Origin of the sequence: Dyadobacter sp. OTU695 (genome assembly GCF_038440355.1) — a bacterium.
Lineage (GTDB): Bacteria > Bacteroidota > Bacteroidia > Cytophagales > Spirosomataceae > Dyadobacter.
The window spans coordinates 159015-171099 of record NZ_JASATN010000013.1; the positions used below are offsets into that span (position 1 = coordinate 159015).

12 protein-coding genes are annotated in these 12085 nt (G+C 50.1%); 7 read left to right on the forward strand and 5 right to left on the reverse strand.

What is annotated here, in order from left to right:
- Positions 1–36: 36 nt before the first annotated feature.
- Both AAHB90_RS22520 and AAHB90_RS22525 read right to left on the reverse strand, forming a co-directional pair.
- Positions 37–1011, reverse strand: a complete 975-nt coding sequence (locus AAHB90_RS22520; RefSeq protein ID WP_342087495.1) for an electron transfer flavoprotein subunit alpha/FixB family protein — start codon at positions 1009–1011, stop codon at positions 37–39.
- Positions 1012–1047: 36 nt separating this feature from the next.
- Entirely contained in the window at positions 1048–1785 is a 738-nt protein-coding gene (locus AAHB90_RS22525; protein ID WP_342087496.1) for an electron transfer flavoprotein subunit beta/FixA family protein, read from the reverse strand.
- 94 nt (positions 1786–1879) lie between these two features.
- Between AAHB90_RS22525 and AAHB90_RS22530 the strand changes: the two genes are divergently transcribed.
- Positions 1880–2206 carry a tetratricopeptide repeat protein gene (locus AAHB90_RS22530; protein ID WP_342087497.1) on the forward strand — a complete coding sequence of 109 codons (327 nt, stop codon included), beginning with the start codon at positions 1880–1882 and terminating at the stop codon, positions 2204–2206.
- 159 nt (positions 2207–2365) lie between these two features.
- The gene (locus tag AAHB90_RS22535; RefSeq protein ID WP_342087498.1) at positions 2366–2722 is read left to right on the forward strand and encodes a hypothetical protein; all 357 of its coding nucleotides are present in this window, start codon (positions 2366–2368) and stop codon (positions 2720–2722) included.
- Positions 2723–2924: 202 nt separating this feature from the next.
- On the opposite strand, the gene AAHB90_RS22540 is transcribed toward AAHB90_RS22535, so the two are convergent.
- Entirely contained in the window at positions 2925–4229 is a 1305-nt protein-coding gene (locus tag AAHB90_RS22540; protein WP_342087499.1) for a Gfo/Idh/MocA family protein, read from the reverse strand.
- A gap of 27 nt (positions 4230–4256) precedes the next feature.
- Entirely contained in the window at positions 4257–5558 is a 1302-nt protein-coding gene (locus tag AAHB90_RS22545) for an acetylxylan esterase (RefSeq protein ID WP_342087500.1), read from the reverse strand.
- Positions 5559–5720: 162 nt separating this feature from the next.
- Here AAHB90_RS22545 and rluF point away from each other — a divergent pair, with 162 nt between their 5' ends.
- The 5 genes from rluF to pgi all read left to right on the forward strand — a co-directional run bounded on the left by rluF (position 5721) and on the right by pgi (position 11695).
- The gene (gene rluF, locus AAHB90_RS22550) at positions 5721–6467 is read left to right on the forward strand and encodes a 23S rRNA pseudouridine(2604) synthase RluF (protein ID WP_342087501.1); all 747 of its coding nucleotides are present in this window, start codon (positions 5721–5723) and stop codon (positions 6465–6467) included.
- 57 nt (positions 6468–6524) lie between these two features.
- Positions 6525–7766: a serine hydrolase gene (locus AAHB90_RS22555; protein ID WP_342087502.1), complete on the forward strand. Its 1242-nt coding sequence runs from the start codon at positions 6525–6527 to the stop codon at positions 7764–7766.
- A gap of 96 nt (positions 7767–7862) precedes the next feature.
- Entirely contained in the window at positions 7863–9062 is a 1200-nt protein-coding gene (locus AAHB90_RS22560) for a heparan-alpha-glucosaminide N-acetyltransferase domain-containing protein (protein ID WP_342087503.1), read from the forward strand.
- Positions 9063–9130: 68 nt separating this feature from the next.
- Entirely contained in the window at positions 9131–9964 is an 834-nt protein-coding gene (locus AAHB90_RS22565; protein ID WP_342087504.1) for a sugar phosphate isomerase/epimerase family protein, read from the forward strand.
- Between the two features lie 81 nt (positions 9965–10045).
- Positions 10046–11695: a glucose-6-phosphate isomerase gene (gene pgi, locus AAHB90_RS22570; RefSeq protein ID WP_342087505.1), complete on the forward strand. Its 1650-nt coding sequence runs from the start codon at positions 10046–10048 to the stop codon at positions 11693–11695.
- Here the strand turns inward: pgi and AAHB90_RS22575 are convergent.
- Complete coding sequence (locus AAHB90_RS22575) at positions 11692–12060, reverse strand: VanZ family protein (protein WP_342087506.1); 369 nt, start codon at positions 12058–12060, stop codon at positions 11692–11694. The genes pgi and AAHB90_RS22575 overlap by 4 nt on opposite strands.
- Positions 12061–12085: the final 25 nt, after the last annotated feature.

Below are 12085 nucleotides of genomic sequence, written 5' to 3' on the forward strand. Positions count from 1 at the left end.
CCTTTTAACTAATTTGAAAAAATAGGCCTGGCAACACTATTTGAGGCTTTTTGCAGCTTCGGTTAGTTTCGGTAATATTTCAAAAACATCGCCGATGATTCCGTAGTCGGCGGCTTTGAAAAACGGTGCTTCCGGATCTTTGTTGATCACCACGATGCATTTCGATCCGTTGACACCCGCCAGGTGCTGGATAGCGCCTGAAATTCCACAGGCGATGTATAAATTCGGGGCTACTTTGATACCCGTCTGGCCGATATGCTCGTGATGCGGGCGCCAGTCGAGGTCGGAAACCGGTTTCGAGCAGCCGGTCGCCGCGCCCAGGGCTTTGGCAAGGTCGATCAGCGGTTGCCAGTGTTCAGGTCCTTTCATGCCGCGACCACCCGAAACAATAATTTCGGCTTCTGTCAACGACAATTCTGAATCTGCTTTTTCAACACTTACGACACTGGCCGTAAAATCACTATCGCGTAATGTGGGTTGGAATGCTTCGACGGTCGCATTGCCGCCGGTCAGGCCCGCCTCGTCGATCTCCACGGCATTTTTGCGCACTACAAGCACTTTAATATCCGACTTAATCTCCGTCGTTGCGAACGCTTTGCCGGTGAAGATGCTTCGTGTCACTTTGAAACCGCCATCCGTTTCAGGCAATGCTGTGACACCCGACACGATCCCCGCTTTTAGTTTTGCTGCCGCACGTGCCGCCATTGCGTCGCCAAGGCCTGATTTGGAAAGGATAATGATCTTGCTGCCTGCCTGAGAGGCCGCCTGCACGAGCGCGTCGGCGTATGCGAGGCTATTTTCGTGTTCGAGCCTGGCATCGGCTGCGTGGAGTACTTTTGCCGCACCATATTGTCCGGCTTTTTCGAGTTCAGCGTTTTCCGCTTTGCCCAATGCGAGCACTACGGCCTGGCCGCCGGTCTGGGCTGCCACTTTCGCGCCGTAAGCCACGGCTTCCAGCGAAGTTTTTTTGATTGAACCGTTATCGAGTTCTACATATATAAGGACTGACATAATCGTGTTAATTTGAATGGGAAAAATGCGCAGGCATTACAGCACCTTTGCTTCGGTTTGCAGCAGTTTGATGAGCGTTTCTGCTTCGCTGGCCGGGATCATCCTGCAAGCGCCTTTCGGAGCGGGCAGCTTGTAAGTCTGCGGAACGGTCATATCGTCCACAGGAACCGGCTCCACCACATTCAAAGGTTTGGTACGTGCCGTCATAATGCCGCGCATGTTAGGAATTTTCCATTCAGCGATCGGCTCCTGGCAGCCCAGGACCAACGGAAGCGGCGCTTTTAAAACTTCCTTACCACCGTCGATCTCCCGTGTGATGGTAGCATTGTTGCCGTCAATATCCAATTTCATAACCGGCGAGTAGGAGGGAATGCCCAGCATTTCACCCACGAGCCCGTGCACGACGCCGCTGTTGTAATCAATAGATTCGCGGCCCATCAGGATCAGGTCATAGCTGCTCTGGGCAGCGATATGGGCAATTTGCGCCGCAACAAAATAGGAGTCTTGCGGATCGGCATTTACACGGATAGCGTCATCGGCACCGATGGCCAACGCTTTGCGGATCTGCGGTTCGGCATCGGCCTCGCCTACGTGAAGGACGGTCAGGCTGCCGCTATATTGTTCTTTCAACTCTACACCTCTGGCCAGCGCGTAGTCGTCGTATGGACCGATGATGAACTGTACACCGTTTTTGTTCAGTTTGGTGTCGTTGTCGGTGAAACTTATCCTGGCGGTTGTATCGGGGACATTAGTTATACAAACGAGTATTTTCATGATGGTATGGTTACTTATCTTTGCGTTTGATGAGAATAACTTTACCCGGGCAAATTAAGGGAAAAGTGAATAGTATGCAAGCATAATAATATCGATGAATAACTCCCTACTCGCCAATTTACTCGCTTTTTACGAAGAGGATCCGACCGATCCCTTCAATGCCTACGCGCTCGCGATCGAATATTCGAAATCCGACCCCGGAGCGGCCGCGCGTTTTTTCGAGCTTCTTCTCGAAAAACATCCGGATTACCTTCCGACATACTACCATGCTGGCGCATTTTTTGCTGCATTGGAAAAAACAGAAAGGGCTGAGGAAATTTATCGGAAGGGCGTGGAACTGGCACAGATTCAGAAGAATGGCAAGGCGCACCGCGAATTACTGGCGGCTTTCAACAATTTTAAGGATGAACTTGAAGATTGACCTCGCAGGCCGTTAATTTGGGGTTCTGCGGAAAATGGGCTACCTTTATTGAAAGATCCTGCACAACCGGGAATATCGCTCCTGTCGTATACCCTCTGCTCAGTCAAGATTTGTATTGTAGAAACTGCCGGAATAAAGCAGAAAATTATTCGTGATATTATGGAAAAGGAAGCATTTATCCCGCTTGTCGTTAAGTGGGCACAGTCGCACGGGTTCAAGGACATTCAGGCCAACATGGAAGGGTATGAGACACCCAAGTCCTACGAAAGGGCAGCCGACAACACCCGTTTTACGCCCGATGTAACCGGCGTAAATATGTTCAACCGCCACTACCTGGAAGTTTGCATGAAAACCGACCAGATGCGCGGCCATATCTCAAAATGGAAACTGCTGAGCGAATTGGCAGGAATGAAAGGCGCAAAGCTATATCTGATGGCCCCGCGCGGACACGTTCGCTTTGCAAGGGAAGCAGTGGATCAGTACAACATCCCTGCCGAAGTTATTAAGATTGACTAATGGTCAGAAGTGGTCATTTGTAGTCAGAAAAGGTCAGGTGTTGTCGTTGTGAAATTTTGCAGATAACAATCCCACAACACTTGACAATCCCTGACTGCAACTGACAATACTTGACAACACCCGACAATCCCTGACAATACTTGTCAACACCCAACAATCCCTGACTACACCTGACAATACCTGTCAACACCTGACCCCAGTATTACACCCGCGGATACTTCCACTCCCCCCGATAGTCCCGGCTTAGCAGTTTGTTTGCTTCCTCATCACCCGGAATGATTTCTTTCTCCCCATCCCATACGATGCTCCTTCCCAGTTTGTAGGAAAGCATCCCCAGCAATGCCACATTCGTGGAACGCTGTCCCACTTCTATTTCGCAGACCGGCGGTTTATTACTTTTGATCGATTCCAGAAAATTGGCCCAGAGTTGTTGAATATTCTGGTCGTCGGGCTTGTTGAGCTGTGCGTCCTGATGAATCACAGGTTTATTCGGATTGGTAGGATAAAACGTCCAGCCGTCGAGCCATCCCATGTGAAATGTGCCTTCGGTTCCGTAAAAATAGACCCCTACCGCCTGGTTAGGGTGCGTTTTTTCGGCGTTGTTCGCGGCGAAATTGCGGTGCTCCCATTCCAGGGTAAAACCATCAAAATCGTATACGGCAACCTGATGGTCAGGCGCGTCGGTGTTATCCTGCCGGATCGCCCGGCCGCCTGTGGAGTAGATTTTTTTCGGGTATTTCTGTTCCGACCACCATAATACCTGGTCGAGCCAGTGAATGCCCCAGTCGCCCAGGGTACCGTTCGCGAAATTGAGATAATTCCGGAAACCTTTCGGGTGAATTGTTTTATTATATGGAACCAGAGGCGCCGGGCCACAGTAGAAATCCCAATCGAGGTCCTGCGGTGGTTCGGCGTCCGGCGTTTTCTGGCCAGGACCGCCGCCATAATGCACGAATGCCCGGGCCATCCCTATTTTCCCGGCCTTCCCCGATTTCAGGAACTCCATGCCCGACACATTATGCGGCGACACGCGCCTGTGCGTACCCACCTGTACAATGCGCCCGTGCTTGCGCGTGGCATTCACCATCGCCCGGCCTTCCTTAATAGTATGAGAAATAGGTTTTTCGACATAAACATGGGCACCGGACTCGATCGCGGCGATGCAGCATAATGCATGCCAGTGGTCGGGCGTGGCTACGATCACGATTTCCGGCTTTTCCTTAGCCAGCATTTCGCGGTAGTCCTTGTACAGCTTCGGCTTGTCCGGTGTGAGTTGGGAGAAAACTTCGGAGCAGATTTTCAGCTGATTCTGATCTACATCGCATAATGCCACCAACTTGGACTCACCCGCCTGGACGGCGCACCGCAGGATATTGGTACCCCACCAGCCTGCACCTATCAGCGCAGTGCGGTAGGGCGAGGCGCGCTTCAATGCCGTCAGCAGTGGGAGCGACGAAAATGCAGCACCTGCAAGCGCCGACTTTTCAATAAATGATCTGCGATCCATAAAATAATGTTCCGGTTTTGTTAAGATTTACTTGCCTTTGAGTAGTTTATCGATCAGCCAGTTATTCATCGCGTCGCGCTCGTCGGAATACGTCCAGTGGCCGGTATCGAGGTAAAGTTTCAGTTCTTTCGGCGCGGTAGTGACGTTGTAGGCGGCGTACATGGAAGTGGGCGGGCAGGTCTCGTCATTGAAACCCCACATATAAAGCCCGGGCGCTTTCACCCTGCGTGCGAAATTGACCACATCATAATAGGGAACTGTGTTCAGTTTCTCTTTTGTATTATTTGTTTTGACGCCGTTTTTGTCAAAATAATGCGGCCATCCGCCCGCGCGTCCGTGCAGGTAACCCGTCACATCGCTCAACGCGGGATAGAATGCACCGAGCCATTTCACACGCGGATCGAGGCCGGCGGTGATGATGGATAGCGCGCCGCCCTGGCTTCCGCCGGTGACAGCCAGGTTCTTGCCGTCATATTGTGGCAGGCTTGTCAGGAAGTCGTTAGCGCGTACACAGCCGAGGTACACGCGTTTGTAGTAAAATTTGTCCTTATCATCCAGATTATAAGCCGGGTAGCCATTTAGCACACCCTGGCCCATATCGAGGTAAACGGATGGATCCATGATCACGGGAATGCCATGGATACCGATTTCGAGCGTAATAATTTCCTTATCGGCGGTGGCAACATCTCCATAATAAGCGCGTACGCCGGCACCGGGCACGCGCAGGAGCGCAGGGTATTTACCTTCCTTTTTTGGAATACTTAAAATGCCATACACACGCACGCCCTGGCGGTTATTCTGCAAATTCAGGTGGTAAACATTCGTTTTTTCCGTGCACCGGTCGGGGAGCAAAGTCATCTTTGCATCCATCGGCACAGCTGCCAGTTCTTTCTTTGCATTATCCCAGAATGTGTCAAAATCTTCCGGGTTGGCAACGGTCGGTTGTATTTTTAACGGATCGAAACCGGCGGTGGCCAGACCGCGGAATTCCACGCCGTCGACAGTCGCCCAGGCGATGCAGCGCAGAAAGCCGGGCGTTTTGAGCGTTCCGCCGTCGATGGTCAATGTGCCGTTGGCAGCGGTTTTGGTTTCCTTGATCGTGGGATCAAGCTTTTCCAGCCCTATTTCATAACGCACCTGTGCATTTTTGACCGGGTTTCCATTGCGCAGTACGCTAACAATAAATTGTACTTTGTCTCCGGGCTTGTAAGTCCAGTCGTCGCGGTCGGCGGTGACGATTACCTCCACGGGCCTCCGCGCAGGTTGGGCGTGCAGGGAAAGAATGGTTATCCAGAGAAAGATTTGACTTAGTAAAAAGCGATTTTTCATAGACCGGCAATTTGTTCTATTTTGTGATCTGATATAATGAGCATTGAAGAGGTAAAGGGCAAAAACACATGAATCTTTATATGTAACCCCATTTTTTTTGTGATTTGAACTAATTTGCCGCCCGATAAGCGAAATAGGGCATCGGAAAAAGTATAGAAAGCATTGGAGCCAGTCAGGATCAACAAGTTTATCAGTGAAACCGGGTTTTGTTCGCGCAGGGAAGCCGACAAGCTCGTGGAGGCGGGCCGCGTGACGCTCAATGGCCGGAAGGCGGTATTGGGTGACAAAGCGACGGAAGGCGACGACGTGCGCGTCGATGGGAAGCCGCTCAAAGTAAAAAAGGCGGGCGTTTACATCGCATTCAACAAGCCGGTAGGCATTACCTGCACGACCGAGCGGCATATCAAGGGAAATATCATCGATTATATCCGCCATAAAGAGCGCATTTTCCCGATCGGCCGGCTCGACAAGCCTTCGGAAGGGTTGATATTCCTTACCAGTGATGGCGACATTGTGAATAAAATACTCCGGGCTGGAAATAACCACGAAAAAGAGTATGTGGTAACGGTAAACAAGCCCATTACCCCCGATTTTATACAGAAAATGTCGTCGGGAGTACCTGTTTTGGGGGTTATTACCAAGAAATGCTTTGTACGAAAGGAGAGCAGTTTTGTATTCACTATTATTTTGACGCAGGGGCTCAATCGCCAAATCCGCCGGATGTGCGAATACCTGGGTTATAATGTAACGAAGCTGAAACGCGTCCGGATCATGAATGTGACGCTCGATGACCTGCCGGTAGGAAAATGGCGCGTCCTTACCGCCGCCGAGATGGACGAGATCAACGAAGCCGTGGCAAATTCGACGAAGACGGAGGAACGGTCGCAGGTTGAGGATTGGGATGAGTAAGAATTGGAAGAAAGGGAGGATGGAGGAAAGGGACGATTTAATTTTTGATGGATTGATATGTATAGGGCTCTAATTTTGATGCTTTTGATTGGTCTGACCGTTCGGGCTCAGAAACCTGATACGGTTTTGCTTGAAAAGCTGCTTCGGAGCCGGCCTGAGCAGTTTGGCAAAATCCTGAATCATCCGCAAAAAAACCAGGTTCAGGTTCTCTACACGCAAATAGACCGCGACGCAAACAATGTGCCGCACTTCAAAAGTTACAGCTATAACCTCGACGACCTGCATTACTTTTTCCCGGCAAGCACGGTGAAACTGCCCACTTTAATTTTCGCATTGGAAAAACTCAACGAGTTGAAAATTGCGGGTCTGAGCCGAACGAGTACGATAATCACCGGTGCTGATTTTGCGAAACAGACGCCGGTTAAGAAGGACACTTCCGCCGCCAACGGCCTGCCTTCCCTGGAACATTACATCAAGAAAATACTGCTCGTGAGTGACAACGACGCCTATAACCGGCTTTACGAATGGATCGGGCGGGCGGAAATTAATGAACGGTTGCGGAAACATGGCCTGAGTACTAGCCGCATTCTGAACCGTTATGCTGTGAAAGACACGGAGGAGACTTCGCGGCACACCAATCCGATCAGTTTTTACGATGGTACCAAGTTGCTTTACAGCCAGCCCGGGCAATTTGATCCGAAAGACTATCCGTTGAATCTCACGAACACCTCCATGGGCCGGGCTTACATGGATAGTTCCGACCGGCTGGTGGAGAAGCCATTCAATATGGCCAACAAAAATGCTTTCAGCCTTACCGATCAACAGAAGGTTATGAAAAAACTGCTTTTCCCGGAAGCCTTTCCGGCTAATGAGCGCTTTCATCTCACACACGATGATTATAGGTTGATCTACACCTACATGAGCAAGTTGCCGTCCGAAAGCGATTTTCCGCGATACAATCCATCGGAATTCTGGCCGCTCTATGCCAAATTTCTGTTTTACGGAGCTGATAAGGAGGCTCTGCCACAGCCCGGAATGAGGATTTTCAATAAATACGGCGACTCTTACGGGTTCATTATCGACAATGCGTACATCGTTGATTTTGAGCACAATGTCGAGTTTATGCTTAGCGCGGTCGTGCATTCAAACGAGGACGGCATTTACAATGACGACCATTACGAGTACAAGGAAGTGTGCTACCCATTTATGAAAAACCTCGGGCGGTTGGTCTACGAATATGAACTGGCAAGGACGAAGAAATACAAGCCCGATCTTTCCAAATTTCGGATGGATTACTAAGCATTGATGAATGCGTCTGCGAAACGCAAAATGAAGGTTGCTGTCGTCAGAAGGCGAAAAACATTTATATTAGGTTTTCCTAAACCAAACCTTCTGATGATGCCTCCTTATTCCCCCTCGCTCCGCCTGGATTCGATAGACGTATTCAGGGCGGTCACCATGTTTTTAATGATTTTTGTGAACGATCTGTGGTCGCTGGAAGATGTTCCTAAATGGCTCGAACACAGTAAAGCCGCCGAAGACGCGATGGGCCTTTCGGACGTTGTGTTCCCGGGCTTTCTGTTTATAGTAGGACTTTCGATCCCGTTCGCAATCGCCAACCGCCGGAAGAAGGGGGATTCGAATGCGCTGATTGTAAGGCACATTGCCGAGCGGACGTTTGCATTGTTGCTCATGGGAATATTCATTGTGAACTACGAGAATATCGCCGATGGAGCGATGGTGGTCAACAAATATGTCTGGGAAATCGGGATGGTGATCGCCTTTTTCCTGATCTGGAATGTCTACCCGTCCAACCCCGACAAGAAGGGATTCTACATCGCGTTGAAAATCGCGGGCTACCTGCTGCTTGCTGGGTTGGCTGTGATTTACAAAGGTGGGGATGCGGAAAATCCCTCCTGGATGGAAACGCATTGGTACGGCATTCTCGGCCTTATTGGCTGGTCGTACCTGCTCGGCGCGCTTACGTACCTGCTCACAGGCGACCGACTTGCGTGGGCGATCGCAGGTTGGTTGTTTTTTATTCTTTTCAATCTGGCAAGTTTCTCGGGCGTACTGGATTTTCTCGATCCTGTCAAAAAGTATGTCTGGATCGTAGGCAGCGGCTCGATGCCGGCTTTTGTAATGGGCGGGGTCGTTGCGTCGGTGATTTACCGGAATGGCCGGAACGCGGTTAACAACACTTTTCTTGTAACCCTGATCGTCCTGGGCGTTGTGTGCCTCGCTTACGGTTTTGGCACGCGGCCATTTTGGGGTATTTCAAAAATCAGGGCCACTCCGGCGTGGGTCGGGATCTGCACGGGAATCAGCCTTTTTGCCTTCGCATTTCTGTTCTGGCTGGTTGATTTGAAAAAACTCAAAAACTGGGCGAACGTGATCAGGCCCGCCGGTACCGCGACGCTGACCTGCTATCTCATTCCTTATATATGGTATGCCGTCATCACCCTGGCCGGTATCAGTTTGCCGGTGTATCTGCGCACGGGAATTATTGGTCTCGTAAAATCGGCCTGCTTTGCGTTGCTGGTCATCCTGCTTACGGGCGTGATCAACCGCATTGGTATTAAACTTAAGATTTGAGCCGATAGGTGGTAAATCCGCGACTCTTCGTCTTTTACGTATAGAGCAATTAATTTAATCTGAACAGAATGAATTCGAGAAGAACATTTGTCAAAAAAGGCTTAGCCGGGCTCGTGGCCGGCAGTATCATTTCGCTTCCGGAAAACAGCAATGCGGCCCCGGCCAAAAAGGAGGATACATTCAAGCTTGGCATGGCCGGTTACAGTTTTGTGCATTTCAAGCTCGACGAAGCGCTCGAAATGATGAAGAAGACAGATGTTCATTATTTGTGTATCAAGGATTTTCATTTGCCCTACAACAGTACCGCCGAGCAAATCACTGCATTTCACCAAAAGCTGAAAGACGCCGGAGTGACTGGGTATGCAGTCGGGCCAATTTATACGAAAACCCATCAGGAGATCGATAATGCATTCGACTATGCCAAGCGGGTGGGCGTGGACCTGATCGTTGGCATACCCAATCACGACGATCTGAAATATGTGGAGCAAAAAGTGAAGGAATACAATATCCGCTACGCGATCCATAACCACGGCCCGGAAGACAAACTGTATCCTAATGCAACCTCGGTGTACAACTATGTGAAAGATCTTGACCCGAGGGTAGGGCTTTGCTTCGATATGGGGCATAACAAGCGCGACAACCAGGACTCGGTGGCCGATCTGGGCAAGTACAGCAAGCGCATTTTTGACATTCACCTCAAAAACGTGACTGCGGCGACCAAGGATGGCAAAACCTGTGAATTGGGACGAGGAATTATTGATATTCCTGCATTTGTGAAAATGTTACGCAAAGTCAAATACCAGGGTTCGTGTAGCCTTGAATATGAGAAAGATATGAAAGAGCCGCTGGCTGGAATCGCCGAGTCGGTGGGCTATTTCCGGGGAGTTTGCCAGGCCAGTTAATCTGAAAAACGCGTATTAACTGCTGTAAAACCCTATTTTTGCATAACCAAGGTTTGATTTTTTACCATAACGCCAGAAACAATGCTTTCAAACGTCCCCTTTGATCAGTTGGCGGCTTATAAAAAGCTGAAAACGCATCACAAAACCATTTCACAAAAGCATTTAAAGACTCTTTTCGAGGAAGACACCGACCGCCATAAAAAGTTCTCCATCCGTTTCGGGGACATATTACTGGATTATTCCAAAAACCGCATTACCTCACGCACACGTTCGTACCTCGTACAACTGGCCGAAGAGGCTGGGCTGGCAGAGGCGATCGAGGCGATGTTCACAGGCGCGAAAATCAATGCGACCGAAGATCGTGCCGTTTTGCATACTGCATTGCGCAACCGGTCCAACGAGCCTGTACTCGTGGATGGCAAGGATGTAATGCCGGATGTGAACGAGGTACTGGCGAAAATGAAAGACTTTTCGACGCGCGTGCGATCGGGAGCATGGAAAGGTTATACCGGCAAGGAAATCACCGACATCGTGAACATCGGTATCGGCGGCAGCGACCTGGGCCCGGTGATGGTAACCGAGGCATTGAAAGCTTACGCGAAAAATGGATTGAACGTACATTTCGTTTCAAACGTCGACGGTACCCACATTGCGGAAACCGTGAAATCGCTTAATCCGGAGACGACATTGTTCATGATCGCTTCGAAAACTTTTACCACGCAGGAAACGATGGCAAATGCGCACAGCGCGCGGAGCTGGTTCCTGGAAAAGGCGTCGGATGAGGAGCATGTGAAAAAGCATTTCGTCGCAATCTCGACCAACCGTTCCGAAGTAGAGAAATTCGGTATCGATCCTGAAAACATGTTCGGTTTCTGGGATTGGGTAGGAGGGCGCTATTCCCTTTGGTCTGCGATCGGCTTGTCGATTGCCTGCTACGTAGGCTTCCAGAATTTCGAGCAGTTGCTCTCGGGCGCGCACGAAATGGATAAGCATTTCCGGACCACCAAGCTGGAACGTAACATTCCGGTGATCCTCGCATTGCTCGGGATCTGGTACAACGATTTCTTCGACGCGCAAACGCAGGCGATCCTTCCGTACGATCAGTACATGCACCGTTTCGCAGCTTACTTCCAGCAAGGTGATATGGAAAGTAACGGAAAAAGCACCGGTCGCGACGGCAAGCCGGTAGGTTACCAAACCGGTCCGGTGATCTGGGGTGAGCCGGGTACCAACGGTCAGCATGCATTTTACCAGCTGATCCACCAGGGTACCAAACTCATACCTTGCGATTTTATCGCTCCGGCTGTGAGCCACAACCCGCTGGGCGAGCACCATAAAATGCTGTTATCTAACTTCTTCGCGCAGACAGAAGCATTGATGAACGGCAAGACCGACGAGGAAGTGCGCGCGGAACTGAAAGCCGCCGGAAAGAGCGATGCCGAGATTGAGCAGATCGCGCCGTTCAAGGTTTTCTCTGGTAACCGCCCAACCAATTCGATCCTCGTGAAAAAGATTACGCCCAAAGTGCTGGGCAGTCTGATCGCGATGTACGAACATAAGATTTTCGTACAAGGAATCATCTGGAACATTTACAGCTTTGATCAATGGGGTGTTGAGCTGGGCAAGCAGCTTGCCAACAAAATTTACCCAGAATTACAAAACGACTGGCCGGTTACCAACCACGACAGTTCGACCAACGGTTTGATCAATCAGTACAAACGCTGGCGTTAGTTTTTCAGCACCAGTCTTGTAAAAAGATAGCCGATTAATACACCAGCAGCATCTGCCACAGCGTCCCACCAGTCAAAAGTGCGGTCGAATGGCAGAAGCTGCTGGTAAAATTCCAGCCCCAGCCCGTAAGCCATTCCCAATCCCACCACAAACCGGCTTTTTTCAGGGTAAATAATCAGCGCGAGAATCGCCCATACTGTAAAGAGTCCCGAGTGGACAATTTTATCAAAACCTAGGACGGGTGCCGCTGGCAGATCTTTGCCTGGCCAAGTGCACGCAACCAAGATCAAAAAACTCCATAGCCAGATAAGCCATTGATGTTGAGCAATAAATCGAATAGTGGATTGTGATATTTTTGAGATCATAGTTCTGAAATTGTACACCGAAAGT

What these genes read in the sequence shown, in the direction of transcription:
- AAHB90_RS22575 (WP_342087506.1), bottom strand. Translation starts at nt 12,060, where the DNA reads ATGATCTCAAAAATATCACAATCCACTATTCGATTTATTGCTCAACAT.
- AAHB90_RS22560 (WP_342087503.1), top strand. Translation starts at nt 7,863, where the DNA reads ATGATGCCTCCTTATTCCCCCTCGCTCCGCCTGGATTCGATAGACGTA.
- AAHB90_RS22565 (WP_342087504.1), top strand. Translation starts at nt 9,131, where the DNA reads ATGAATTCGAGAAGAACATTTGTCAAAAAAGGCTTAGCCGGGCTCGTG.
- AAHB90_RS22555 (WP_342087502.1), top strand. Translation starts at nt 6,525, where the DNA reads ATGTATAGGGCTCTAATTTTGATGCTTTTGATTGGTCTGACCGTTCGG.
- AAHB90_RS22530 (WP_342087497.1), top strand. Translation starts at nt 1,880, where the DNA reads ATGAATAACTCCCTACTCGCCAATTTACTCGCTTTTTACGAAGAGGAT.
- AAHB90_RS22540 (WP_342087499.1), bottom strand. Translation starts at nt 4,229, where the DNA reads ATGGATCGCAGATCATTTATTGAAAAGTCGGCGCTTGCAGGTGCTGCA.
- AAHB90_RS22525 (WP_342087496.1), bottom strand. Translation starts at nt 1,785, where the DNA reads ATGAAAATACTCGTTTGTATAACTAATGTCCCCGATACAACCGCCAGG.
- AAHB90_RS22520 (WP_342087495.1), bottom strand. Translation starts at nt 1,011, where the DNA reads ATGTCAGTCCTTATATATGTAGAACTCGATAACGGTTCAATCAAAAAA.
- AAHB90_RS22535 (WP_342087498.1), top strand. Translation starts at nt 2,366, where the DNA reads ATGGAAAAGGAAGCATTTATCCCGCTTGTCGTTAAGTGGGCACAGTCG.
- pgi (WP_342087505.1), top strand. Translation starts at nt 10,046, where the DNA reads ATGCTTTCAAACGTCCCCTTTGATCAGTTGGCGGCTTATAAAAAGCTG.
- AAHB90_RS22545 (WP_342087500.1), bottom strand. Translation starts at nt 5,558, where the DNA reads ATGAAAAATCGCTTTTTACTAAGTCAAATCTTTCTCTGGATAACCATT.